The 23,773-nt window shown below is 71.8% G+C and carries 26 protein-coding genes; 10 read left to right on the plus strand and 16 right to left on the minus strand.

Going from position 1 to position 23,773, the window contains the following annotated elements:
- Nucleotides 1-29 precede the first annotated feature (29 nt).
- Together ACFUNE_RS19715 and ACFUNE_RS19720 are read right to left on the minus strand one after the other, a co-directional pair.
- On the minus strand, nt 30-701 hold the full coding sequence (locus tag ACFUNE_RS19715; RefSeq protein ID WP_383569198.1) for a methionine ABC transporter permease: 672 nt from the start codon (nt 699-701) through the stop codon (nt 30-32).
- On the minus strand, nt 698-1,774 hold the full coding sequence (locus ACFUNE_RS19720; protein ID WP_383569201.1) for a methionine ABC transporter ATP-binding protein: 1,077 nt from the start codon (nt 1,772-1,774) through the stop codon (nt 698-700). Before ACFUNE_RS19720 ends, ACFUNE_RS19715 begins: the two co-directional genes overlap by 4 nt.
- Nucleotides 1,775-2,347: 573 nt before the next feature.
- Here ACFUNE_RS19720 and ACFUNE_RS19725 point away from each other — a divergent pair.
- Together ACFUNE_RS19725 and ACFUNE_RS19730 are read left to right on the plus strand one after the other, a co-directional pair.
- Nucleotides 2,348-2,707, plus strand: a complete 360-nt coding sequence (locus tag ACFUNE_RS19725; protein ID WP_383569204.1) for a hypothetical protein — start codon at nt 2,348-2,350, stop codon at nt 2,705-2,707.
- Nucleotides 2,708-2,709: 2 nt separating this feature from the next.
- The gene (locus ACFUNE_RS19730) at nt 2,710-3,156 is read left to right on the plus strand and encodes a hypothetical protein (protein ID WP_383569207.1); all 447 of its coding nucleotides are present in this window, start codon (nt 2,710-2,712) and stop codon (nt 3,154-3,156) included.
- 22 nt (nt 3,157-3,178) lie between these two features.
- On the opposite strand, the gene ACFUNE_RS19735 is transcribed toward ACFUNE_RS19730, so the two are convergent.
- The 3 genes from ACFUNE_RS19735 to ACFUNE_RS19745 form a co-directional block, all read right to left on the minus strand.
- Nucleotides 3,179-3,682, minus strand: a complete 504-nt coding sequence (locus ACFUNE_RS19735; RefSeq protein WP_383569210.1) for a GNAT family N-acetyltransferase — start codon at nt 3,680-3,682, stop codon at nt 3,179-3,181.
- 37 nt (nt 3,683-3,719) lie between these two features.
- Nucleotides 3,720-4,289 (minus strand): sigma-70 family RNA polymerase sigma factor, encoded by a 570-nt coding sequence (locus ACFUNE_RS19740; RefSeq protein WP_383569213.1) that lies wholly within the window; start codon nt 4,287-4,289, stop codon nt 3,720-3,722.
- A 104-nt stretch (nt 4,290-4,393) separates the two neighbouring features.
- On the minus strand, nt 4,394-5,557 hold the full coding sequence (locus ACFUNE_RS19745; protein WP_383569216.1) for a glycerophosphodiester phosphodiesterase: 1,164 nt from the start codon (nt 5,555-5,557) through the stop codon (nt 4,394-4,396).
- 232 nt (nt 5,558-5,789) lie between these two features.
- On the opposite strand from ACFUNE_RS19745, the gene ACFUNE_RS19750 reads away from it, so the two are divergent.
- Nucleotides 5,790-6,461, plus strand: a complete 672-nt coding sequence (locus ACFUNE_RS19750; protein ID WP_383569219.1) for a lysophospholipid acyltransferase family protein — start codon at nt 5,790-5,792, stop codon at nt 6,459-6,461.
- A 48-nt stretch (nt 6,462-6,509) separates the two neighbouring features.
- Here ACFUNE_RS19750 and ACFUNE_RS19755 read toward each other — a convergent pair whose 3' ends face one another.
- A complete protein-coding gene (locus tag ACFUNE_RS19755; protein WP_383569222.1) occupies nt 6,510-8,057 on the minus strand; it encodes an MFS transporter in 1,548 nt (515 codons plus the stop codon).
- Nucleotides 8,054-8,605: a TetR/AcrR family transcriptional regulator gene (locus tag ACFUNE_RS19760; protein ID WP_383569225.1), complete on the minus strand. Its 552-nt coding sequence runs from the start codon at nt 8,603-8,605 to the stop codon at nt 8,054-8,056. Before ACFUNE_RS19760 ends, ACFUNE_RS19755 begins: the two co-directional genes overlap by 4 nt.
- A gap of 93 nt (nt 8,606-8,698) precedes the next feature.
- Here ACFUNE_RS19760 and ACFUNE_RS19765 point away from each other — a divergent pair, with 93 nt between their 5' ends.
- Nucleotides 8,699-9,223 carry an HAD domain-containing protein gene (locus ACFUNE_RS19765; protein ID WP_383569228.1) on the plus strand — a complete coding sequence of 175 codons (525 nt, stop codon included), beginning with the start codon at nt 8,699-8,701 and terminating at the stop codon, nt 9,221-9,223.
- On the opposite strand, the gene ACFUNE_RS19770 is transcribed toward ACFUNE_RS19765, so the two are convergent.
- A complete protein-coding gene (locus ACFUNE_RS19770; protein ID WP_383569231.1) occupies nt 9,206-10,177 on the minus strand; it encodes an aldo/keto reductase in 972 nt (323 codons plus the stop codon). The genes ACFUNE_RS19765 and ACFUNE_RS19770 overlap by 18 nt on opposite strands.
- Nucleotides 10,178-10,243: 66 nt before the next feature.
- Nucleotides 10,244-11,677 (minus strand): argininosuccinate lyase, encoded by a 1,434-nt coding sequence (gene argH / locus ACFUNE_RS19775; protein ID WP_383569234.1) that lies wholly within the window; start codon nt 11,675-11,677, stop codon nt 10,244-10,246.
- Nucleotides 11,678-11,943: 266 nt separating this feature from the next.
- Between argH and ACFUNE_RS19780 the strand changes: the two genes are divergently transcribed.
- Both ACFUNE_RS19780 and ACFUNE_RS19785 read left to right on the plus strand, forming a co-directional pair.
- Nucleotides 11,944-12,543: a pyridoxamine 5'-phosphate oxidase family protein gene (locus ACFUNE_RS19780; RefSeq protein WP_383569237.1), complete on the plus strand. Its 600-nt coding sequence runs from the start codon at nt 11,944-11,946 to the stop codon at nt 12,541-12,543.
- A 64-nt stretch (nt 12,544-12,607) separates the two neighbouring features.
- Entirely contained in the window at nt 12,608-13,309 is a 702-nt protein-coding gene (locus tag ACFUNE_RS19785) for a L,D-transpeptidase (RefSeq protein WP_383569240.1), read from the plus strand.
- On the opposite strand, the gene ACFUNE_RS19790 is transcribed toward ACFUNE_RS19785, so the two are convergent.
- The 5 genes from ACFUNE_RS19790 to argC are packed head-to-tail and all read right to left on the minus strand — an operon-like array spanning nt 13,303 to nt 18,169.
- Entirely contained in the window at nt 13,303-13,848 is a 546-nt protein-coding gene (locus ACFUNE_RS19790) for an arginine repressor (protein WP_383569242.1), read from the minus strand. The two genes, ACFUNE_RS19785 and ACFUNE_RS19790, sit on opposite strands and share 7 nt — an antisense overlap.
- Nucleotides 13,849-13,873: 25 nt before the next feature.
- Nucleotides 13,874-15,070, minus strand: coding sequence for an acetylornithine transaminase (locus ACFUNE_RS19795; protein WP_383569245.1), 1,197 nt, complete (start codon nt 15,068-15,070; stop codon nt 13,874-13,876).
- The gene (gene argB, locus ACFUNE_RS19800; RefSeq protein ID WP_383569248.1) at nt 15,067-15,993 is read right to left on the minus strand and encodes an acetylglutamate kinase; all 927 of its coding nucleotides are present in this window, start codon (nt 15,991-15,993) and stop codon (nt 15,067-15,069) included. Before argB ends, ACFUNE_RS19795 begins: the two co-directional genes overlap by 4 nt.
- A complete protein-coding gene (gene argJ, locus ACFUNE_RS19805; protein ID WP_383569251.1) occupies nt 15,990-17,144 on the minus strand; it encodes a bifunctional glutamate N-acetyltransferase/amino-acid acetyltransferase ArgJ in 1,155 nt (384 codons plus the stop codon). The genes argB and argJ overlap by 4 nt, the downstream gene beginning before the upstream one ends.
- Nucleotides 17,141-18,169, minus strand: coding sequence for an N-acetyl-gamma-glutamyl-phosphate reductase (argC, locus tag ACFUNE_RS19810; protein WP_383569254.1), 1,029 nt, complete (start codon nt 18,167-18,169; stop codon nt 17,141-17,143). The genes argJ and argC overlap by 4 nt, the downstream gene beginning before the upstream one ends.
- A 533-nt stretch (nt 18,170-18,702) precedes the next feature.
- On the opposite strand from argC, the gene ACFUNE_RS19815 reads away from it, so the two are divergent.
- On the plus strand, nt 18,703-20,100 hold the full coding sequence (locus tag ACFUNE_RS19815) for a HEAT repeat domain-containing protein (protein WP_383569257.1): 1,398 nt from the start codon (nt 18,703-18,705) through the stop codon (nt 20,098-20,100).
- Nucleotides 20,101-20,148: 48 nt separating this feature from the next.
- Here ACFUNE_RS19815 and ACFUNE_RS19820 read toward each other — a convergent pair whose 3' ends face one another.
- Complete coding sequence (locus ACFUNE_RS19820; RefSeq protein ID WP_383569260.1) at nt 20,149-20,538, minus strand: hypothetical protein; 390 nt, start codon at nt 20,536-20,538, stop codon at nt 20,149-20,151.
- 141 nt (nt 20,539-20,679) lie between these two features.
- Between ACFUNE_RS19820 and ACFUNE_RS19825 the strand changes: the two genes are divergently transcribed.
- A complete protein-coding gene (locus ACFUNE_RS19825) occupies nt 20,680-21,312 on the plus strand; it encodes an SRPBCC family protein (protein WP_383569263.1) in 633 nt (210 codons plus the stop codon).
- Between the two features lie 118 nt (nt 21,313-21,430).
- Here the strand turns inward: ACFUNE_RS19825 and ACFUNE_RS19830 are convergent, their stop codons facing one another.
- Nucleotides 21,431-21,850 (minus strand): DUF5997 family protein, encoded by a 420-nt coding sequence (locus ACFUNE_RS19830; RefSeq protein WP_383569267.1) that lies wholly within the window; start codon nt 21,848-21,850, stop codon nt 21,431-21,433.
- 37 nt (nt 21,851-21,887) lie between these two features.
- Here ACFUNE_RS19830 and ACFUNE_RS19835 point away from each other — a divergent pair, with 37 nt between their 5' ends.
- Together ACFUNE_RS19835 and ACFUNE_RS19840 are read left to right on the plus strand one after the other, a co-directional pair.
- A complete protein-coding gene (locus tag ACFUNE_RS19835; protein ID WP_383569270.1) occupies nt 21,888-22,661 on the plus strand; it encodes a LysR family substrate-binding domain-containing protein in 774 nt (257 codons plus the stop codon).
- 137 nt (nt 22,662-22,798) lie between these two features.
- Nucleotides 22,799-23,755 (plus strand): alpha/beta hydrolase, encoded by a 957-nt coding sequence (locus ACFUNE_RS19840; protein WP_383569274.1) that lies wholly within the window; start codon nt 22,799-22,801, stop codon nt 23,753-23,755.
- The last annotated feature ends 18 nt before the right edge of the window (nt 23,756-23,773 follow it).

Raw genomic sequence — 23,773 nt, forward strand, 5'->3', positions numbered from 1 at the left:
GGAGTTCGGGCTTCATGGGGAGATGAGGTTCAGGAGGTGGTCCGGCCCCGGCGGGCGAGCAGGCGTCCGGCTCCGTCGCCGATCAGCTGGACCACGGTCACGATGACGATCAGCAGCACGACGGTGATGAGCATGAACTGGTTGTCGAACCGCTGGAATCCGTAGGTGACGGCCTTGGATCCGAGCCCTTCGCCGCCGACCGCGCCGGCCATCGCGGAGTAGCCGATGAGCACGATGACGGTGGTGGTGACGCCGGAGATCAACGAGGGCAGCGCCTGGGGCAGCAGTACCTTGCGGACGATCGTCGGGATGGATCCGCCCATCGACTGGACGGCCTCGACGAGGCCGTGGTCGACCTCGCGCACCGCCGTCTCGACGAGCCGCGCGAAGAAGGGGATGGCGCCGATGGCCAGCGGCACGATCATCGCGGACGGGCCGATGAAGGTGCCGACGACCCAGGTGGTGAAGGGGATGAGGGCGATCAGCAGGATGATGAACGGCAGGGAGCGGCCGATGTTCACGATCACGCCGATGACCTTGTTCACCGCGGTGTTCTGGAGCAGTCCGCCCTTGTCGGTGAGGACGAGCAGAATGCCGAGCGGCAGTCCGCCGACGACGGTGACGAGCGTGGACCAGAGCACCATGTAGAGGGTGTCGATGGTTCCCTGCGTGAGCAGTGGCTGCATTTCGGACCAGGTCACTTCGCCACCTCCTTGGTGATCGGGGCGGGGGTCTGGGCGGGGACGGCCACAGCGTCGGCGTCGGCGGGGCCGTCGTTCACGATCTCGGCCTGGAGGCCCTGCTCGCGGAGGAAGCCGATCGGTACGACGTTCTCCTCGAAGCGGCCGGGGAGCTCGATGCGCATGCGGCCGATCTGCTTGCCGCCGACGGTGTCCATGGCGGCGCCGAGGATCGAGATGTCGATGTTGTACGTACGGGACAGCTGCGAGATCACCGGCTGGGCCGCGGCCTCCCCGTGGAAGGTGACGTCGACGACGGTGGAGCCGGGACCCGAGGCGGTGCCTCCGACGGGGAACAGCTCGTGGGCCAGCTCGGAGCCGGGGGTGGCCAGCAGGGAGCCGACGGTTCCCGACTCGACGATGCGGCCCTTCCTCATCAGCGCGGCGGAGTCGCAGACGGTCTTGACGACGTCCATCTCGTGCGTGATGAGCAGGACGGTGAGGCCGAGCTCCTGGTTGAGGTCGCGCAGCAGCTGGAGGATGGAGCGGGTGGTCTCGGGGTCCAGCGCGGAGGTCGCCTCGTCGGAGAGGAGTACCTTCGGGTCGCCCGCCAGGGCGCGGGCGATGCCGACGCGCTGCTTCTGGCCGCCGGACAGCTGGGCGGGGTAGGCCTTCGCCTTGTCCGCGAGCCCGACAAGGTCGAGGAGGGCGAGCGCCTTGGCCGTGCGTGCCTGCCCGGAGAATCCGAGGATCTCCAGGGGCAGCTCGACGTTGTCCCGCACGGTGCGCGAGTCCAGCAGGTTGAAGTGCTGGAAGACCATGCCGATGCGGCTGCGCGCCTGGCGGAGCTCCTTGCCGGCGCGGCGGCCTCGGCCCGCGAGGGCGGTGAGGTCCTGTCCTGCGACCGTCACGGTGCCCAAGGTGGGGCGTTCGAGGAGGTTGACGCAGCGGATCAGGGAGGACTTGCCGGCGCCGCTCTGTCCGATGACGCCGTAGACCTCGCCTTCGCGGACGTGCAGGTCCACGCCGTCCAGGGCGGTGACCTCGCGGCCGCGTGACTGGTAGACCTTCGTGAGGCCCGAAGTGGTGATCACAGGGTTTCCGTCACTGTCGAGTGCACGGCGCGGTGTCCGCCGGGCACGGGGCATTCGTCTGATGAGACTTTTCTCAGTGGTCGACCGGTGGGAGTCTCGGCAGGGTCCGGACCCGGCGGGACGCCGGGCGCGGGACATGCCCGGGCCGGAGGGATCCGCTGGGTGCGGACGGCACGGGCTCGGCCTCGCTTCGGGGCGCGAGGCTCGGGCAGGGGCCCTCAGAAGGCGCGCATTCGACACATACAACGAGCACCGGGCGTCGGGATCGCCTCGGTCGCAGGGCTGCGGTAGCTCGTCGTGGTCATGCCCCAAGTAAAACAGACGTAACGTTCCGCCAACCCAGGGTGTCCGCATACCGGACGTCCGCGGACAGCGCGTACGGGGCGCACCTTTCGTCCGGCACACCTCTTTGACCTGCGATGACGCCCGCTCCGCCCGACGGTCTCTCCGACAGCGGATCGATCATGCCCTGGGGAGCCTGTGGCAAAGGCCACGATTCCTGGACACGGCCCGGGCCCACCCGCGGCCGGGGCCGCACGCGGCGGCCGCGGCCGCCCGTAATACCCTCACCTCATGCTTGACGCCCTGACGGTCGCGGTCGCCGTGACCGCGATCGCCCTCGCCGCCTGGTGCGGATTCGCCGCCTACCGGGACCAGCCCACGAAGGACTGGCACTTCATCGGCATGGCGGTCGTCTCCGTGCTGGCACTGGCGCAGCTGGTCGTGGGAATCGTGCAGCTGGCACGCGGCGAGCGGCCCGAACAGGGCATGACGATCTTCATCGCCTATCTGATCGGCGCCTTCGCGGCCGTGCCGGCGGCGGGATTCCTGTCGCTGTCGGAGCGGACCCGCTGGGGTTCGGTGACGGTGGCGGCCGGTGCGGTCGTGCTCGCCGTCCTCGAAGTGCGGCTCTACGACATCTGGGGAAACTGACCATGAGCGACACCGACCGCACGGGGACGCCCGCCTCCCCCGCCCCGCGGCAGAAGCAGCAGTTCGAGCTCGGCACCGGGCCGGGCCGGGTACTGGTCTGGTTCTACGGGGTGTTCACGGTGGCCGCCGCGTCCCGCTCGATCGTCGAGATGATCCTGGACTTCGGGAAGGCTCCGCTCGCGTACACCCTCTCGGCCGTCGCCGCGGTCGTGTACGGCTTCATCACGTACTCGCTGGTGCGGGGCGGCGAGAAGGCGCGCAGGGCGGCGCTGATGTGCTGCGCCGCCGAGCTCGCGGGCGTGCTGATCGTCGGTACGTGGACGCTGGTGGAGCCGTCCGCCTTCCCCGACTCAACCGTGTGGTCGGGATTCGGCATGGGCTACCTGCTCATCCCGGTGATCCTTCCGGTCACCGGGATGATCTGGCTGCGCCGCGCGCGCAACGCCTGAGAGCGGGCGTCACGGGAGTCGTTCAGGCGCTGGCCGCATAGGCCGACGCCGTGGCGTCCTTCTCCAGCAGGACCAGCTTGACGCCGTCCCCTCCGGTCTCGTTCCCCACCCGGGCGTAGCCCGCCTTGCGGTAGAGCCGGAGGTTGCCCTCGCTGCGCTCCCCCGTGTGCAGGCGGAAGCGGGTGGCCGAACGCCCGTCGGCCAGGCCGGATTCCGCGGCACGCAGGAGCCGGGTGCCGAGACCGTGGTTGCGGAGCCGGGGGTGGACGCAGAGCTTGCCGATCCGGCCGGTGCCGTCCTTGTCGGTGAAGCCGCGTACCGAGCCGACGACTTCGTCGCCGAGCCGGGCCACGAACACCAGGTCCGTGGCGACTTCGTCCCGGACGGAGTCGAGGGTCTGGACGAGTGGGTCGATCCGGTAGTTGCCGTAGAGCTCCGCCTCGCTCTGGAAACAGAGGTACTGGAGTCTGAAGATCTGCTCGACGTCCTGTGCCGCCGCCGCCGAGATGGTCACACTCATGCCCATGTGTGCATGCCTCCCGCTCACCTGATCCGCCGGTTGTCTACCGCTCCTTTCCCCGCAGTTCAGGAGCTACAACCTCCGCCGCGAGCATTCTGCGCAGACATCCAAGGCATCGGGAACGCATAGGACCCAAACTGCCCTGTGACATACCCAACTCCCCTGCGATTTCCCGGTACGTCGGATCGTGAGGAGCCAGCATCGCCTCAAGTATGCGCGGGCATCTCCCGGGCAGCCGGCCCACCGCGGCGCGCAGCGCCCTGCGTTCGTCGGCTCCCACCGCGATCCGTTCGGGACAGCCGGACCAGTCGCCCGGGGGCCCGTCCGCGGCGTAGGAGCGCTCGCGCCGGGTCCGGCGGCGGGCTGTGCGCGCCTCCGCCCGCACGGCGGCGCGGACCCAGCGGGCGGGGTCGGCGGGCACCGCCGACGCGGCGCCGCGCTCCAGCAGCCGCAGCCACACCGCCTGTTCCAGGTCCGCGGCCTCGGTCCCGGCGGCCGGGGCCTCGGCTCCCGCCTCCGCCCGCACGAGCGCCTGCAGCGCATGGACGACGGCCCGCACGCGGTCTCCCGCCGCCCCGGCCTGCGTCACGGGGTCATGATCAAGAAGATGCATGCCCCGTCAACGCTCCCCGCGGGTGGCCGGTTGCCGGACACGGGGAGCTCCACCCGACCGGGGCACGCCGGCCGGACGGCTGACGCCCGGCCGGCCGCGCGGGCTCAGTCCCGGGCGAAGTCGGCTGCCGCGAGCAGGGCGGTGTCCGGGTTGTCGGCGAAGATCCCGTCGATGCCCGCCTCGAAGTACACCTTGAGCGCGCCGAACGCGTCGCCGTACGCGTTCGGGTCCGTGCCGCGCCGGAACTCCGCGGGCAGGAAGGTGTTCTCGTTGCGCAGGGTGTAGGGGTGCAGGACCAGGCCCCGCGCGTGCGCGTCCGCGACCAGGGTGGTGGGGGTGGTCAGCCGTCCGGCGGCATCCCTGGGGACGACCAGGTCCAGGGTGGGGCCGATGCCCTGTGCGAACGAGGCGATCCACTTCAGGCCGGCGGGCGTCACCAGATCGGCGACGGTTCGGGGGTCGCCGGCCTCGACGAAGTCCCAGGGCCGCTCCTTCGGCCCGGACAGGAGCACGACACGAGGAGTGGCGACGAGCTCCGACAGCCGCCGCACCGAGCCCGGTTCGAAGGACTGGAGGATCAGCGCGGAGTTCGCCCGGTGCCGGCCGTAGCGGCGCAGCAGTTTCGCGAGCGGCTCCTCCAGGGAGAGTCCCAGGCCCCTGAAGTAGGAGGGGTGCTTGGTCTCGACGTAGAGCCAGACGGGCCTGCCGCGCCTGCGCCCCTCCTTGTCCGCCCAGCGCAGGACCTCCTCGAAGGTGGGGATCTCCCAGCGGCCGTCGTACAGGGTGTTCTCCTGGCGGGTGCCGGGAATGCGCTCCTTCGCCCGGAGGGTCTTCAGCTCGGCGAGGGTGAAGTCCTCGGTGAACCAGCCGGTGAGCGAGATGCCGTCGACCTGTTTGGTGGCCTTGCGGCTCGCGAATTCGGGGTGCTCGGCGACGTCCGTGGTGCCGGTGATGTCGTTCTCGTGGCGGCAGACCAGGTGCCCGTCCCTGGTCGGCACGAGGTCCTGCTCGACGATGTGCGCGCCCATGTCCAGCGCCAGCTGGTAGGAGCCGAGCGTGTGCTCGGGGCGGTAGCCGCTGGCGCCGCGGTGGCCGATGACGGTGGGCACGGGCAGGTCCCGGTAGGAGCCGTGACCGCCGCTCCGTCCGTCGGGCGCGCCACGCCCGGCGGCGTGCGCCGTACCGGTGATTCCCAGGGCCGCCGTACCGAGGACGGCGGCCCCCAGGAGGGTCCGCCGACCGGGTGCAGTCTGCGCGCGCTCTGTCATGAATGCTCCTCGCGTGTGATGTCCGGCACCATCGGGGGAGGCTTGATCGTAGGCAGCTACGCCATCGGTGGGGCGGCCCGTGGACGAACATGGCGGAAACACACGTCAACACTGCGTATCGGCCCGGTGAACCCGATGTGCGGAGAGGCGGGACCCGCGAGTATCGTCCTCACCTGCACAGACCCTCGCGAATTCCCGCCCCGGCCGCCCGGCCACGACACCGGAGGAAGCGTTGTCCCGACTCACGGTCATCAAGGCAGTGCTCGGACCCATCCTGCGCCTGCTCTTCCGGCCACAGGTGGAGGGTGTCGAGAACATCCCCGGGACCGGTCCGGTGATCCTCGCGGGCAACCACCTGACGTTCATCGACTCGATGATCATGCCGATCTGCTGCGACCGGCCCGTGTTCTACATCGGCAAGGACGAGTACGTCACCGGCAAGGGCCTCAAGGGCCGGCTGATGGCGTGGTTCTTCACGGGCTGCGGAATGATCCCGGTGGACCGGGACGGCGGGCGCGGCGGTGTCGCCGCGCTGATGACGGGCCGCCGGGTGCTGGAGGAGGGCAACGCCTTCGCCATCTACCCCGAGGGCACCCGCTCCCCCGACGGCAGGCTCTACCGGGGCCGTACGGGCATCGCGCGCCTGACCCTGATGACCGGCGCGCCGGTCGTGCCGTTCGCGATGATCGGCACGGACAAGCTGCAGCCGGGCGGCTCCGGTCTGCCCCGCCCGGGCAAGGTCACGGTCCGCTTCGGTGAGCCGATGGAGTTCTCGCGCTACGAGGGCATGGACCGCGACCGCTACGTCCTGCGGGCGGTCACGGACTCCGTGATGGCCGAGGTGATGCGGCTGTCCGGTCAGGAGTACGTCGACATGTACGCCACGAAGGCCAAGGCCGCCTGAGCCGGACGAGTGCACTTCGAGTGGCCCGGCGCGGACGCGCCGGGCCACTCACTCGTCCGGGATGATTCCCTCCTCCAGCTTCTGGTCGCGCAGCAGGTACCACGCGGAGACCGCGGTCGCGAGCAGTACGACGGCGCCGACCGCGGCCGAGACCCGCAGCCCGTTGACGAAGGCCTCCTGGGCCGCGACGACGAGTTCGTTCCCCACGGGCCCGGGGAGTCGCTCGGCCGTCTCCACGGCTCCGCCCAGCGACTCGTGGGCCGCCGCCGCGGCGGCGGCGGGGGTGCCCTCGGGGGTTCCGAAGCCCTTGTAGACGCCGGTGACGATGGACCCGAGCAGCGCGATGCCGAGGGCGGCGCCGAGCTCGTACGCCGTCTCGGAGACCGCTGACGCCGAGCCCGCCTGCTCCTTCGGGACGCTGGAGAGGATGACGTCGGAGGTGACGGTGAAGGCGAAGCCCGCGCCGACGCCCACCACCAGCAGCAGGACCCCGATCAGGGGGTAGCCGGTCTCCTTGTGGATCACCGTGACCACGGCGAGCGACACACCGATGGCGCCGAGCCCGCCGGCGACCACGGAGCGCACGGAGTAGCGGCGTGCGACCCTCCCCGCCAGGAGACCCGCGGTCACCGCGCCGACCGCCGCGGGCAGTTCGGCGAGCCCGGCCTCCAGCGGGCCCCGTCCCTGGACCAGCTGGAGGAACTGGGAGAGGAAGAAGACGATCCCGGACAGGCCGAGGATCGTCAGAAGGTCGGCGAGGACCGCCCCGGAGAAACCCCGGTGGTGGAAGAGCCGCATGTCCAGCAGTGGCGCGGGGAGCTTCAGCTGACGGCGCACGAACCAGGTGAGCGCCAGCACCCCGCCCACGGCAGCCGCGACGTTCTCCCAGCTCACACCGTGTGCGGCAGCCTCTTTGATGGCGTACACGACGCCGATCATGCCGACCAGGGAGAGCCCCACGCTGAGCAGGTCCCACGGGCCAGGCGCCGGGTTCTTGGACTCGGGGATCATCTTGATGCCGACGGCGACGAGGACCGCCATCACGGGCAGGTTGATCAGGAAGACCGAGCCCCACCAGAAGTGCTCCAGCAGCAGCCCGCCCACGACGGGGCCGACGGCGGCGCCCGCCGACGCCATGGCGCCCCAGATGCCGACGGCGAGACTGCGCTCGCGCGGGTCGTGGAAGAGGTTGCGGATCAGGGCGAGTGTGGAGGGCATCAGGGTGGCGCCCGCGACACCGAGCAGCGCCCTGGCCACGATCATCATCTCGGGGCTGGAGGCGTAGGCGTTGAGCACGGACACCGCCCCGAAGGCGGTCGCGCCGGTCAGCAGCAGCTTCTTCCGGCCGATGCGGTCACCGAGGCTGCCCATGGAGACGAGCAGCCCGGCGATCACGAAGGAGTAGACGTCTCCGATCCAGAGCAGCTGGGTGCCGGTCGGTTCGAGGTCCTCGCTGAGGAACGGGGTCGCCAGTCCGAGGACGGTCGCGTCGACGGCGACCAGCAGCACGGCGAGGACGAGGACGGCGAGGGCGACCCACCGGCCCGGGTGGTGCGGGTCGCCCGTGACGCCCGCCCGCTGATTGGTGCTGCTCATTTCTCCACGCTCCGGCGTGCTCCGCCCAGGAGCAACTCGACGATCATGTAGGGGAAGTCCTGCGCGGCGACGCGGCCCGTCTGCACGGACCACGCGCAGCTCCCGATCAGGCCGTACAGTGCCTCGGTCAGCCAGGCCGGGGTGAGGTCGATCCGGAATTCGCCGCGCTCCTGGCCGCGCCGGAAGAAGGCGGAGACCCGCGCGTCGAGGCGGCTCCAGCCCTCGTTGACGTCGTCGCCCTCGAAGAGCTGGTTCTCCGTGACGAGGAAGGACAGCAGTCCCGCACTCGGCTCGACGGCCGCGACGAGCCGCCGCAGGCCGTCCTCCGCGCTCCCCTCGTCGAGCCCGGCGGCGTCGAGGGCGGCTTCGAACTCCTGGATCCCGAGGTTCTCCAGCGCACCCACGAGGGCGTCCCGCCCGGCGAAGTGCCGGTGCAGGGTGGCGCGGCCGATCCCCGCGGCCCTGGCGACCTCGTCCATGGTCGCCGTCGATTTGCGGGTCAGCAGAGCGGCGGCGCTCCGCAGCACCTGCTCACGATCAAGAGTCATGAGACGAGGGTAAACCATTTGAGACATGCATGTCTCACTGCCTCGTTACGTAATGGCGTCGACTCTCCGGCCCGGTACGGGCACCATGACGCCATGAAGCCGCTGCTGCTGATCGACATCGACGGTCCGCTCAACCCCTACGCGGCTCTGTCCCGCCGCAGGACCCCCCAGGGATACGAGCGGCACCGGATGCGACCGACCGGGTGGGATTCGGGGCCGCCCCTGCCCGTGCTGCTGAACCCGGACCACGGCGACGAGCTGCTGACCCTCACCGACCGGTACGAACTCGTCTGGGCCACCACCTGGAAGAACGAGGCGAACGAGTGGATCGCCCCGCATCTGGGCCTGCCGCCGCTGCCCTACATCGACTGGCCGGACATGCACGGCGTCACCGGTGACGGGACGTACTGGAAGACGCACCACGTCGTCGCGTACGCGGACGGGAGGCCGTTCGCCTGGATCGACGACGAGGTCACGGACCTGGACACGGCGTGGGTCGCCGCGCACCACCCCGGGCGGGCGCTGCTGCGGCAGATCGACCCCCGGGTGGGGCTGGTGAGGACGGACTTCGACGCGCTCGCCGACTGGGTGGGATCCGGTTCAGCTCCAGGGCAGTGAGGCCCGGTGGCGCCAGTACGCCTCGGGCTCCTCCACCAGGGCGGCCAGCCGGTCCAGCCGGTCCGGGTCCAGGTCGAGCAGCGGCGCGTGCAGGTTGGCCGCCAGCTGGGTGACGGTGGCCGCGCCGGACAGGACGACTCCGGCCCACGGCTGGTGCAGGCCGAGCGCCAGGGCCACGGCGTCGGCGTCCAGCCCGGCCTCGGCACCGATCTCCCGGACCACGGCGGGCGCTTCGGTGCCGGCGAGCCGGCCGTTGGCCAAAGCCTCCTTGACGATGACGGTGAGTCCCGCGTCGTGCGCCTCGGCGAGCGCCGGTCCGGCGGAGGTCTCCAGGGCGTTGTAGGTGGCCTGGACCGTACGGAAGAGGGGCTCGCCGTCCACGGTCACGGCCAGGGCCGCCCGGACTGCGTCGGCCTGGGCCGGACCGCTCGTGGAGAAGCCGACCGTGGTGCCCCCGGCGGCGAGCTCGGCGAGACGCGCGTGCAGGGCCTTGTCGGTCAGCGCCGGGCTGTCCGCGGTCACCGAGTGGATCTGGTAGAGATCGAGCCGGGCGCCGAGCAGTCCGGCCGTCTCCGCGTGCTGGCGCTCGAAGGTGCCGAGGCCGTGGTCCTTCACCTCGTGCGTCTCGGCGTCGACGCGCCAGTCGGCGGTGTAGGTGTAGCCCCACTTGCTGCCGACGACCACGTCCGTCACCTCGGGGCGGGCCGTCAGCCACTCCGCGAGGAACTCCTCGGCGCGGCCGTAGGAGCGGGCCGCGTCGAAGTAGCGCACTCCCTGGGCGTAGGCCGCGTCCAGGAGTTCGTGGGTGCGGGCGCGCAGGGCGTCCGCACCGCGATCGCCGGGAAGATCGCGGTCACGGTGCGGAGTGATGTAGCCGGGCCTGCCGACGGCGGCCAGGCCGAGCCCGATGTGGGAGGTCGGGGTGGTCGCTCGGTTCAGGCGGGCGAAGGGCATCGCGGGCTCCTCTGGGTCGGTCGTTCCGAACGCCTTCCCGTCAACGTAGCCCGCGATGCCTGCGAATCATCCGCGCGCGGTCGCCCAGGCGTGCTGCGTCACCAGGTCGGCCTTCACCTCGGCCAGCTGGACGGCGACGGCGGAGGGGGCGGTCCCGCCGCGGCCGTCGCGGGAGGCGAGCGCGCCGGGCACGTCGAGCACCGTGCGCACCTCCGGGGTGAGGTGCTCGGAGATCTTCGCGAACTGCTCGTCCGTCAGCTCGTCGAGCTCGATGCCCTGCTGCTCGCAGACCTTCACGCACTCGCCCGCGACCTCGTGCGCCACCCGGAAGGGGACGCCCTGCTTGACCAGCCACTCGGCGATGTCCGTGGCGAGCGAGAAGCCCGCCGGGGCCAGCTCCTCCATGCGCTCCCGGTTGACGGTGAGCGTGGCCATCATCCCGGTGAACGCGGGCAGCAGGACCTCCAGCTGGTCGCAGGAGTCGAAGACCGGCTCCTTGTCCTCCTGGAGGTCGCGGTTGTACGCGAGGGGGAGGGCCTTGAGGGTCGCCATCAGCCCGGTGAGGTTCCCGACGAGGCGGCCGGACTTGCCGCGGGCCAGCTCTGCGATGTCCGGGTTCTTCTTCTGCGGCATGATCGAGGAACCGGTGGAGAAGGCGTCGTGGAGCGTGACGAAGGAGAACTCCTTCGTGTTCCAGATGATGATCTCCTCGGCGATGCGGGAGAGGTTGACGCCGATCATCGCGGTGATGAAGGCGAACTCCGCGACGAAGTCGCGGGACGCGGTGCCGTCGATGGAGTTGGCGACGGACCCGCGCTCGAAGCCGAGGTCGGCAGCGACCGCCTCCGGGTCGAGCCCGAGGGACGACCCCGCCAGTGCGCCGGAGCCGTACGGCGACACGGCGGTCCGCTCGTCCCACTGCCGCAGCCGCTCGGCGTCCCGGGACAGGGGCTGCACATGGGCCAGGACGTGGTGGGCGAAGAGGACGGGCTGGGCGTGCTGGAGGTGCGTACGGCCGGGCATGGCCACGTCCGGGTGCGCCTCCGCCAGCCCCACCAGTGCGTCCTGGAGTTCGGCGATCAGACCGCCGATGACGCGGGCGTGGTCGCGCAGGTACATCCGGAAGAGCGTGGCGACCTGGTCGTTGCGCGACCGGCCGGCCCTCAGCTTGCCGCCGAGGTCGGGGCCGAGGCGCTCCAGGAGGCCCCGCTCCAGGGCGGTGTGGACGTCCTCGTCGGCGATGGTCCCGGTGAACGAACCGTCGGCCACCGCGGCTTCGAGCGCGTCCAGCCCCTCGATCATCCGGGCCAGCTCGTCGGCGGTGAGCAGCCCTGCCTTGTTGAGCACGCGTGCGTGGGCGCGGGAGCCCGCGATGTCGTACGGCGCGAGCCGCCAGTCGAAGTGGACGGACGCGGACAGCCTGGCCAGCGCCTCGGCCGGACCGTCGGCGAAACGGCCGCCCCAGAGGCGTACGTCGCTGTTTCCGGTGCCGTTGCTCACTGCGTGCTCCTCGGGAGTGCAAGGGGTGTGCGTCCGCCTCACGGCGCGATCACGAATGGCATAACTATGCGATGGTCTGCATGCTTTGTCAAAGTTGCTGGTCAGGACGGTGCACATGGCTGTCTCCGAGGCGGTGGCGCCCTCGCGGCCGGCGATCGGCACACGCGTCACATGTGCCTGCCGCGGTCGTCCGGACGGCCGCGCGAAGGCCGTCCGACCTGTGAAATGCCCCCGCCCGGCGAGCCGGTCCGCCCGACAATGGCCTCATGGGAAAGACACACGAACGCATCGAAGGCAGACTCCGGACGTTCATCGAGGAGCAGCCGCTCTTCTTCACCGCTACCGCACCCCTGGACGGCGACGGCACGGTCAACCTCTCGCCCAAGGGCATGAGCGGGTCGTTCGCCGTCGTCGACGGACGGACCGTGGCCTACCTCGACTTCGCCGGCAGCACCGCGGAGACCATCGCCCATCTCCGGGAGAACGGCCGCATCACCCTCATGTGGTGCGCGTTCCAGGGCCCGCCGAACATCGTCCGCGTGCACGGCCGCGGCGAGCCCGTCTTCCGTGACGATCCGCGCTTCCCCGGGCTGCTCGGCCATTTCCCCGGCATCGACCCGACCCCCCACGGGCTGCGCGCGATCATCGTCGTGACGGCTGAACTGATCCGGGATTCCTGCGGTTACGCGGTGCCGTTCATGTCCTACGACGAGGACCGCTCCCTGCACGCCGACCGGTTCCGTCGCGAGGACGACGAGAGCCTGAGCAGGTACTTCGAGAAGAAGTCCGACATCGCGACCAGCATCGACGGGCTGCCGGGGCTCCCGCTGCCGCTGCCCGCGATGCCCTCGCCCCCGGCGGGGTGAGGCGCTGGGCCGTACGGAGCAGGAGCGGTGGGGGCGGTCCGCCGCGCCCCGTACGGTCCGGAGCATGCGCAGACTCCTGGTGACCGCCTCGGTCCTGCTGGCTCTGGCCGGTTCACTCGCCGCGCGGCCGGCGGGGCCGCCGCCTCTTCCGGAGCGGCTGGCCGACACCGGCGGCGGTACACAGCTGATCACCGCCGAGGCCTCCGGCACGGACTCCACCACGGGCACGCTCACCTGGTGGGACCGGTCGGGGGACGGCTGGGTGGCGGCGGGTTCGGCGCCCGCCCGCTTCGGGGCGAACGGTCTGGCCGAGGGTTCCTCCCGGACCCAGGGCACGAACACCACGCCCACCGGGCTGTACGGCCTGCCCTACGCCTTCGGAACCGGGGCCGCCCCGCCCGGGACCCGTTACCCGTACCGGCCGATCGGCGAGGACTCGTGGTGGTGCCAGGACAACGCGTCCACGGCCTACAACCGCTGGGTGGAACCGAGGCCCGCCGACTGCCGCGCGGAGGAGTCCGAGCACCTCGTCGGCTACGCGGCCCAGTACGCCCGGGCGCTCGTCATCGGCTTCAACTACGACCGGCCGGTGCGGGGCAGAGGAGCCGGGATCTTCCTCCACGTCGACGGGAGGGGCGCGACCGCCGGCTGTGTGTCCGTGCCGGCGGCCGCCATGGACCGGATCCTGGTCTGGGCCGATCCGGACCGCCGTCCGCACATCGCGGTCGGGACGGCGTCCGGCCCGACCGCGATCACCCGTTACTGAGGCGCGCGGTCGTTCTGGGCCAGCCGCAGCAGGTGGTCGGCCAGGGCCTGACCGCCGTTGGGGTCACGGCTGATCAGCATCAGCGTGTCGTCACCCGCGATCGTGCCGAGGATCGCCCGGAGTTCGGCCTGGTCGATCGCCGAGGCGAGGAACTGCGCCGCGCCCGGCGGCGTACGCAGCACCACGAGGTTGGCCGAAGCCTCCGCGGAGATGAGCAGCTCCGCGGAGAGCCTGCGCATCCGCTCCTCCTTGGCCGACCCGCCGAGCGGCGCCTGCGGGGTGCGGAAACCGCCCTCGCTCGGCACCGCGTAGATCAGCTCGCCCCCGGTGTTGCGGATCTTCACCGCACCGAGCTCGTCCAGGTCGCGGGAGAGCGTCGCCTGGGTGACGCTCAGCCCGTCGTCGGACAGGAGTCTCGCCAACTGGCTCTGCGAACGCACCGGCTGGCGGTTCAGGATGTCCACGATCCTGCGGTGGCGTGCCGTGCGGGTCTGTGGCACCGACGGCCCGCCGTGGTCGGTTTCCTGCGCCTCGGTCATCGTCGTCGCCTCATTCTCCGGATCATCACTCCCCGGATCGTCCGTCCCCGTAAGCCGCGTCGAGAGCCCCCGGCAGAATCCGCAGGAACGCGTCCACCTCGGCGTCACCGATGATCAGCGGTGGCATCAGCCGTACGACGTCGGGGGCGGGCGCGTTCACCAGGAGCCCTGCTCCCTGAGCCGCCTGCTGCACCTTCGGTGCGAGGGGCCCGGTGAGCACGATACCCAGCAGCAGTCCGGAGCCGCGGACGTGGGAGACCAACGGGTGCCCGAGGCCCTCGACGCCGTCCCGGATCCGCTCGCCGAGCCGCTTCACGGTGTCCAGGGTGCCGTCGGCGGCGAGCGTGTCCAGCACGGCGAGACCGGCGGCGCAGGCGACGGGGTTGCCGCCGAACGTCGTGCCGTGCTGACCGGGCTTCAGCAGGTCGGCGGCCTCGCCGAACGCGACGGTGGCGCCGATCGGCAGTCCGCCGCCGAGCCCCTTGGCGAGCGTGACCACATCGGGCTCGACGCCTTGGTGGGCCTGGTGCTCGAACCACTGGCCGCAGCGGCCGATCCCGGTCTGCACCTCGTCCAGGACGAGCAGCGTGCCGGTGGCCCGGGTGATCTCCCTGGCCGCCTCCAGATAGCCCTTGGGCGGGACGACGACGCCGATCTCGCCCTGCACGGGCTCGATGATCAGCAGTGCCGTGTCGGTCGTCACCGCGGCCCGGAGCGCCTCGACATCGCCGTACGGCACGTGCGTGACGTCGCCGGGCAGCGGCAGGAACGGGGTGCGCTTGGCCTGCTGGCCGGTCAGGGCGAGGCTGCCCATGGTCCGGCCGTGGAAGCCGCCGTCGGTGGCGACCATGTGCGTGCGCCCGGTCAGGCGGCCGATCTTGAAGGCCGCCTCGTTGGCCTCGGCCCCGGAGTTGCAGAAGAAGACCCTGCCGGTGCGCCCGAAGAGCTGGAGCAGCCGCTCGGCGAGCGCGATGGGGGGCTCGGCGGTGTAGAGGTTGGAGACATGGCCGAGGGAGGCGATCTGTGCGGAGACCGCCTCGACCACGGCGGGGTGGGCGTGGCCGAGCGCGTTGACCGCGATACCGCCGACGAAGTCGAGGTACTCGGTACCCTCCGCGTCCCACACCCGGGCGCCCGCGCCGCGCACCAGAGGCAGCTGCGGGGTGCCGTAGTTGTCCATCAGCGCACCCTGCCAGCGCTGCGCGTACTCCTCGTTGCTCATGACTCCCCCTTCGCTCCGGCCGTCGGGCCGGAGATCGCGTCCGGCACGACCATGGTGCCGATTCCCTCGTCGGTGAAGATCTCCAGCAGGATCGAGTGCTGGACCCGGCCGTCGATGACACGGGCGGTCTCGACCCCGTTGCGCACGGCGTGGAGGCAGCCCTGCATCTTGGGCACCATGCCGCTGGACAGGTCGGGCAGCAGCTTCTCCAGCTCGGTGGCGGTGAGGCGGCTGATGACGTCGTCGCTGTTCGGCCAGTCCTCGTAGAGGCCCTCGACGTCGGTGAGGACCATCAGCGTCTCGGCGCCCAGCGCCGCGGCGAGCGCGGCGGCGGCGGTGTCGGCGTTGACGTTGTAGACGTGGTTGTCCTCGGCGGAGCGGGCGATCGAGGAGATGACCGGGATCCGGCCGTCGTCCAGCAGCGCCTGGATCGCCCCGGTGTCTATGGCGGTGATCTCGCCGACCCGGCCGATGTCGACGGCCTCACCGTCGATCACGGGCCGGTGCTGGACCGCGGTGATGGTGTGGGCGTCCTCGCCGGTCATGCCGACGGCGAGCGGGCCGTGCTCGTTGAGCAGCCCGACGAGCTCGCGCTGGACCTGTCCGGCGAGCACCATGCGTACGACGTCCATGGCCTCGGGCGTGGTGACGCGCAGTCCGGCCTTGAACTCGCTGACCAGGCCCTGCTTGTCGAGCTGGGCGCTGATCTGCGGGCCTCCGCCGTGCACGACGACGGGCTTGAGGCCGGCGTGCCGCAGGAAGACGACGTCCTGGGCGAAGGCGGCCTTCAGCCCTTCGTCGATCATGGCGTTGCCGCCGAACTTGATGACGACGGTCCTGCCGTTGTGCCGGGTGAGCCAGGGCAGCGCCTCGATGAGGATCTGCGCCTTGGGCAGCGCGGTGTGCTTCCTCGCGGCGCTCATGAGCTGTACGCGCTGTTCTCGTGGACGTACTCGGCGGTCAGGTCGTTGGCCCAGATGACGGCCGACTCGTCCCCCGCGGAGAGGTCCGCGGTGATCCTGACCTCCCGGTAGCGCATGTCGACCAGGTCGCGGTCCTCGCCGACGCAGCCGTTCTTGCACACCCAGACGTCGTTGATGGCGACGTTCAGCCGGTCGGGCTCGAAGGCGGCCTTCGTGGTGCCGATCGCGGAGAGGACGCGGCCCCAGTTGGGGTCCTCGCCGTGGATGGCGCACTTGAGGAGGTTGTTGCGGGCGATGCTCCGGCCGACCTCGACGGCGTCGTCCTCGGTCGCCGCGTTGATCACCTCGATCCGGATGTCCTTCGAGGCGCCCTCGGCGTCGCCGATCAGCTGGCGGGCGAGATCGGCGCAGACGCTCTGCACGGCCTGGTCGAACTCGGCCTGCGCGGGGGTGATCCCGCTCGCCCCGGAGGCGAGGAGCAGCACGGTGTCGTTGGTCGACATGCAGCCGTCGGAGTCGACCCGGTCGAAGGTGGCGCGGGTGGCGGCGCGCAGCGCGCCATCGAGCGCGGGTGCCTCGACGTCGGCGTCGGTGGTGAGGACGACCAGCATGGTGGCGAGGCCGGGGGCGAGCATGCCCGCGCCCTTGGCCATGCCGCCGACGGTCCAGCCGTCCTGGCCGGCCACGCTCGTCTTGTGGACGGTGTCGGTGGTCTTGATCGCGATGGCGGCCTTCTCGCCGCCGTGTTCGCTCAGCGCCCCGGCGGCCTTCTCCAGGCCGGGCAGGAGCTTGTCCATGGGGAGGAGCAGACCGATCAGCCCTGTCGAGGCGACCGCGATCTCTCCCGCGCTGTGCCCGGGGAGGACCTCGGCGGCCTTCTCGGCGGTGGCGTGGGTGTCCTGGAAGCCCTGGGGGCCCGTACAGGCGTTGGCGCCGCCGGAGTTGAGGACGACCGCGGTCACCTCGCCGCCCCTGAGCACCTGTTCCGACCAGAGGACGGGTGCGGCCTTGACGCGGTTGGAGGTGAAGACGCCCGCGGCGGCGCGGCGGGGCCCGTTGTTGACCACGAGGGCCAGGTCGGGGCTGCCGCTCTCCTTGATCCCGGCGGCGATACCCGCCGCCGTGAATCCCTGTGCTGCCGTGACGCTCACGGTGCGACTCCGATCGTGGAAAGACCTGTGTCCTCGGGGAGCCCGAGGGCGATGTTCGTGCTCTGCAGGGCGCCTCCGGCGGTGCCCTTGGCGAGGTTGTCGATGGCGCTGATCACGATGATCCGGCCGGCCGCCTCGTCGTGGGCGACCTGGATCTGCACGGCGTTCGATCCGTACACGGCCGCGGTGGCGGGCCACTGCCCCTCGGGGAGCAGGTCGACGAACGGCTCGTCGGCGAAGGCCTTCTCGTAGACGGCACGGAGCGACTCGGCGCTCACCCCGGGCTTCGCCTTCGCGCTGCACGTGGCGAGGATGCCGCGGGGCATGGGCGCGAGGGTCGGCGTGAAGGACACCGAGACGGGCTCACCGGCCGCCGCCCCGAGGTTCTGGATCATCTCGGGGGTGTGCCGGTGGACCCCGCCGACGCCGTACGGAGTCATGTTGCCCATGACCTCGGAGCCGAGCAGGTGCGGCTTGGCCGCCTTGCCCGCCCCGGAGGTGCCGGACGCGGCGACGACGACGGCCTCGGGTTCGGCGAGGCCGGCCGCGTACGCCGGGAAGAGTGCGAGGGAGACGGCCGTCGGGTAGCAGCCGGGGACGGCGATGCGCTTGGTCCCCTCCAGCGCGGCGCGGGCTCCGGGCAGCTCGGGCAGGCCGTAGGGCCAGGTCCCGGCGTGCGGCGAGCCGTAGAACCGCTCCCAGTCTGCTGGGTCCGCGAGCCTGAAGTCGGCGCCCATGTCGACGACGAGCACCTCGTCGCCGAGCTGTTCGGCCACGGCGGCGGACTGCCCGTGCGGGAGGGCGAGGAAGACGACGTCGTGCCCGCCGAGCACCTCGGCGGTGGTCGGCTGGAGCACACGGTCGGCCAGCGGCCTCAGGTGCGGCTGCAGCGCGCCGAGCCGCTCTCCGGCGTTGGAGTGGGCGGTGAGTGCCCCGATCTCGATCTGGGGATGGGTGAGAAGCAGACGGAGCAGTTCCCCGCCGGCGTAACCGCTCGCCCCTGCCACTGCCGCACGTACCACCATCGGAAATTCCTCCTCATCGATGGCATGACTATACGCAACCATGCAGTGTTATGCAAAGAGTGCGCGGCCTCCGGTGGGGCGGCGGTCATCCGGTGGGGGCCGACGCGGGATCTCCTGTTTCACGACCGGACGAGTCGCCCTTCGGCGGCCTCACAGACCGGATGGCTTCCATCGGAGACCCTCGTCAGCATCTCCGCCACGGAGTCGAAGCGGTGAGCACGGGCGCCGTGATCCCGAAGCGCGTGCGCGGAAGGCCACGTTGCGGAGCGTCGGCCGGAATCGTCGCAGGGATGGTACTCCGAGCAGGCATCCGCCCCGACCCCCGCGATCACCTCACGGCCCGACGTGCGGGACCGGCCGCTCGGCGGGGTGGCCGTACGCCAACTCCTCGCGGAGAAGGCCGCTTTGCTCGACCGTGCCGGCCAGTAGCCCCCGGCGGCTCAGGAGCCCGTATATCGCGCGCCTCGCGCGCACCCCGCGGCCTACGATCACTCGGGTATTGCCGGAGAAGGTCGGAGACGGGTGTGGGCGGCGTGGACGGGACAGTTGCGGCGGTGCGGCTCGCGGAGGGCGCGCCGCTCTCCAGCACGCTCGATGCCACCGACCCGGAGGACTGGCTCTCTCTGGACGCGGCGGTGCGCGGGGCGGCGCGGTACCGCTCGCGGTTCGTGCCGGAGTGGCAGCAGTCGGCCCGCGACCTGACGCGGCTCGGCGAATCCCGGCTCGCCTTTGCCCTCTGCCACCACGACGGACGGATCCGCCACGAGGCGGTGCGCAGGTCGGCCCGGCACCCGGCGCTGCTGCCGTTGATCGTGATCCGCTGCACCGATTGGGCCGGCCAGGTGCGCGAGTGCGCCCGGGAGTTGCTGTCGGAGGTCCTGGACGTGGATGCCGCCGTCGCCCTGGCACCGTTGATCCTGCGTGTCGGTCGCCGGAGCAGAGGGGCGTTCGGCGTCGAGGTGCTCAGGGAGGCACTGCTGCGGGCGTCCCGCGAGCGACTCGCGGCCCTCCTCTCCTCCCCCGACCGCGTGGTGCGGCGGTTCACCTACCGGCTGGCCGTCGACAGCCGGCTGCTTCGCCCCGCCGAGCTGGCCCGCGCGGCCGTTCAGGACGAGGACAGCCTGATCCAGGACCTGTGTGCCACAGCGGCGCTCGCGGCCCTGCACGACGAGGGGGCGTACGAGGATGTGATGCAGCCCCTGCTGACCGCGCGCAACCCGCGTACCCGTTCGGCCGGCGTGACCGCGCTTCGGCGGGCGGGGCGGCCGGAGCAGGCGGAATCTTTCCTCGGCGACCGGTCCGCGCTGGTGCGCGCCTGCGCCCGGTACGTCGTACGCCGGCACGGAGGAGACCCGGTGGCCTGGTACCGGGAGCGGTGTGCGACGCCGTACGACTTCGGGGTTCCGCCCGGTGCGGTCATCGGGTTGGCCGAGTGCGGGGACCGCGCGGACGCCGGACTGCTGAGGCCGTTGCTCGCGCACCCGGTGGCCGGGGTACGCGCTCGGGCGGTAGCCGGGCTGCGGGCACTCGATTGCACCGACGCCGAGGCCCTGCGGCCTCTTCTCGACGATTCCGCCGCCGGTGTCGTGCGCGAGACTGCCGTCGCCCTGTTGCCTTCGGCGAAGGAACTGCCCGCCGACTGGCTGATGGAGCGCATCGGCCCGGAGCAGCCGCGGCACGTCCGGCTCGCTGCGTTCCGGCTGCTCGTCGCGCGCGACGGAGTCGTGGCACTGCGGGCGGCGGTGACCTTGCTGGAAGACCCGGATGTGAAGCTGCGCACCTGGGCAGGGCAGTCCGTCCAGGGCTGGCATCCGTCGCCGGGCGAGCGGTACGGCGACGTGGACGTGGGGGAACTGCTCGACCGGAGCCGCCACCTGTTCAGTGACCACGTGCTGCGGCGGCGCAAGTGGGAAGCCGGGGTGGGCGGCTGACCCCGCCCGGAGACCCGCAGTGGCCGCACTCGCCGGGGCGCGGTGGCGTCACCCGCGCGCGGCCGAGGCGCGGAAGAGCCGCAGGAGTGCCTGGGCCTGTGGCGCGTCCGCGTCGAAGAACTGTGTGGCCGACGCGGGTGGCACGGCAGGACCGTGCATGCGGATCTCATGGCAGCGGAAGCAGAACGCCGCCTCGAACAGCGCGAGGCCGAGCGAGTCGTCGTACGCCCGGAGGCCCCAGCCCGGTGAGAAGCCGCAGCGGTGCTGCTCGCTGCCGGGCAGGCTCTCGATCGAGGCGAGGGCGTCGGTGGCCTCGCTCCCGGCCCAGTGGGCGACCACCGCTCCGGGATACGGCGCGCCCTGCCCGACCGGGAGGGCCGAGATCCTCACGACCTCGATCAGTGCGGTGACGTCCACGACGCCCGCGGGAAGGTGCATGGACGCATTCTCTCCGCCGGTCCTGCGAACGGTCGGGCGGGGTGGGGGACGGCCCGCGTGTGGTGAGGCGGACGGGGCGGAACTTCGGTTACATGGCCGACGGGGGCACCGGTGGGGGCGAGCGGAACGGAGTGAGCGGCCATGAGTGAGATCGTCGACGAGATCAGCCGGGTGCACCGGGAGGTCGGCACGCGCCGGGTGGGCCGGGACGAGGCCGGCAGCGTCCTGCTGCGGCGGACCTTCGACGCCGGTGCCGCCGATGTCTGGGGCGCGGTGACCTCACCGGAACGGATCGCCCGGTGGTTCCTCCCGGTCACCGGGGATCTCCGGACCGGCGGGAGGTACCAGCTGGAGGGGAACGCCAGCGGCGAGATCATCGAGTGCGTGGCCCCGGAGCGGCTGCGGGTCTCCTGGCTGCTCGGCCCCGATCCCGGCTTCAGTGAGGTCGAGGTGCGTCTCGCGCCGGACGGCGACGACCGGACGGTGCTCGAACTGGAGCACGTGTCCGTGGTTCCGGAGGAGTTCCGGAGCCAGTACGGGCCGGGCGCCGTCGGGATCGGCTGGGACCTGGCCCTGCTGGGGCTCGGGTGGCACCTGACGGGCGGCGGGCTGAGCCCAGAGGACGCCGTGGAGTGGCAGACCTCACCCGAGGCGAAGGCCTTCGTGGCACGCTCGGGCGAGGAATGGGGCCGCGCGTTCGCCGCCTCCGGTGCGGATCCGGAGACCGTGACCGCGACGACGGTTGCCACGGTGGCCTTCTACACAGGGGAGTAGGCGGCCGTCACGGGCGCCGCGCGCAGGGCCGTTCCCGACGCTTCACCGCGTCCGGTTCCGCTTCACGCACGGCCGCCGCGCGTTCACGCAGGGCCTCCGCGGGCCGGCCCCGGTCACGTCAGTCGCGCTCGGCCTGCTCGGCCCGGGCGGCGTCGCGCTCCTTGATGCGGACCGTCTCCTTGCGGACCTCGGCCTGGGTGGCGCGCTCCTTCTCCAGCCACTCGGGGCCGTCCTGCTTCAGGGCGTCGATCTGCTCGGTGGTGAGGGGCTCCGTGACACCGCCTCGCGCGAGACCGGCGATGGAGACGCCCAGCTTCGAGGCGACCACCGGCCGGGGGTGCGGGCCGTTGCGGCGCAGGTCCTGCAGCCACTGGGGCGGGTCGGACTGCAGCGCGTTCAGCTCGGCGCGCGAGACGACCCCCTCCTGGAACTCGGCGGGGGTGGCTTCGAGGTACACACCCAGCTTCTTCGCCGCGGTGGCGGGCTTCATTGTCTGGGTGGTCTGGTGCGACGTCATGGTGTCCAGGGTATCGAGCATGTGCGGCGCCTCCGACCACGGCCGGTAACCTGGCGGGGTGACAGGCTCGGAAGTACCCCTCGCGTTCCGGCTCGCCTACGTCCCGGGCGTGACCCCGACCAAGTGGGTGCGGATCTGGAACGAGCGGCTGCCCGGCACCCCTCTGACTCTCGTCGGCGTGCCCGCCGCCGATGCCGCCGGTCTGCTGCGGGACGGCGGCGCCGACGCCGGCTTCGTGCGGCTGCCCGTCGACCGTACGGACCTGAGCGCGATCCCCCTCTACACCGAGACGACCGTGGTCGTCATCCCCAAGGATCATGAGGGGACGGCCGTCGAGGAGATGTCGGCGGAGGATCTCGCCGAGGAGATCGTGCTGCACCCCCTCGACGACACCCTCGGCTGGGAGCGGCCCCCGGGCCGGCCCGCGTTCGAGCGGCCCGCCACGACCGAGGACGCCGTGGAGCTGGTGGCCGCAGGGGTCGGGCTGCTCGTCGTTCCGCAGTCCCTGGCGCGTCTGTACCACCGCAAGGACCTCACCTACCGCCCGCTGACCGGTGTCCCCGAGTCGCGGATCGCCCTGTCGTGGCCGGAGGAGAAGACGACCGACCTGGTGGAGGAGTTCATCGGGATCGTCCGGGGCCGGACCGTCAACAGCACCAGGGGACGCCCCCCGACACCGCCGCAGCCCAAGGCGGAGCGCGCCGCCAAGAAGGGCGGCGCCGCCCGCAAGCCGGCTGCGGGCAGGACGACCCGCGGCGGCGCGGGCGGCTCCGGAGGGACCAGGAGCGCCAAGGGCGGCACCAAGCGCGGGAAGCCCCGCCGCAAGCCGTAGCGGGCGGGGCGCCCCCTACCCGTAGTACTTCCGAGCTACGCGCCAGGTGCACTCCTGGGCGGGACGCCGACCACACGGGTCGGTCCATACCTTCGGTACCGGATTCAACGAGACCATCCGGTACGGAAGGACTTCCCATGGCGTCCCGCCCATCGAGCAGCCGCGCGCGGCGTGCCCTCCTCGCCGCCCTCGTCACCGCGTCCGTGGCGCTGCCGGTCTCGGGAGCGGCGCGCCCCGCCGCGGTTCCCGCACCCGCCCCCGCCCCCCTCGCCCCGCTGGACACGGCGCCCCCGGTGCTGGACGCCAGGTACGCGGCAGGCCGGCAGGAGATCCGGGCGGCGCGGGACATGGCCGCCCGCCACGGCGACCGGCGACGGGCCGCCGCCCTCACGGCCATGGCGGCTCCGGGGCGCACCTTCCTGATGTTCGACGGGCGCGACGGCGGCCGCGTCGCGGAGGTCCACGGGGACCTTTCGCGGGCCGGACGGATCGCCGTGCTGGTGCCGGGAGCCGGCGTCGACCTCGATCATTACTGGCGTTCACGGCGTGACGCCGACGCGCTCCTGGACGAGCTGGGCCCCGGGTCCGCCGTCATCACGTGGCTCGGCTACCGGACACCCGCCATGCTGAGCCCCTCTTCCCTGACGGTGGGGCGGGCGGATGAGGCCGCTCCCCGCCTGCGGGCCTTCGTACGGGAGGTGCGCAGTGCCGGGCCCACCGCCCGGGTCTCCCTCCTCTGCCACTCCTACGGTTCCGTGGTCTGCGCCCGGGCCGCTTCCGGGCTCGATGTGGCGGACATCGTGCTGTACGGCAGCCCCGGCACCGGCGTTGACGACTCCGCCGCCCTGCGCACCCGGGCCACGGTGTGGGCGGGGCTGGGCGGCGACGACTGGATCGGCGGGGTCCCGCACGTCTCTCTCCCGCTGCCGTCCGGCGCCGTGGGGTTCGGGACGGACCCGGTGTCGCCGGAGTTCGGCGCGGAGGTCTTCGACGCGGGCGACGCCGGGCACAGCGACTACCTGAGACCGGGGAGCGTCGCGCTGCGCGGCATCGCCGCGATCGTCGCGGGGACGGCAGGGGCCGGTCGTGCGTGACCTCGTGCGGCGCGTGGA

The organism is Streptomyces sp. NPDC057287, assembly GCF_042667905.1.
In the GTDB taxonomy this organism is placed as follows: Bacteria; Actinomycetota; Actinomycetes; order Streptomycetales; family Streptomycetaceae; genus Streptomyces.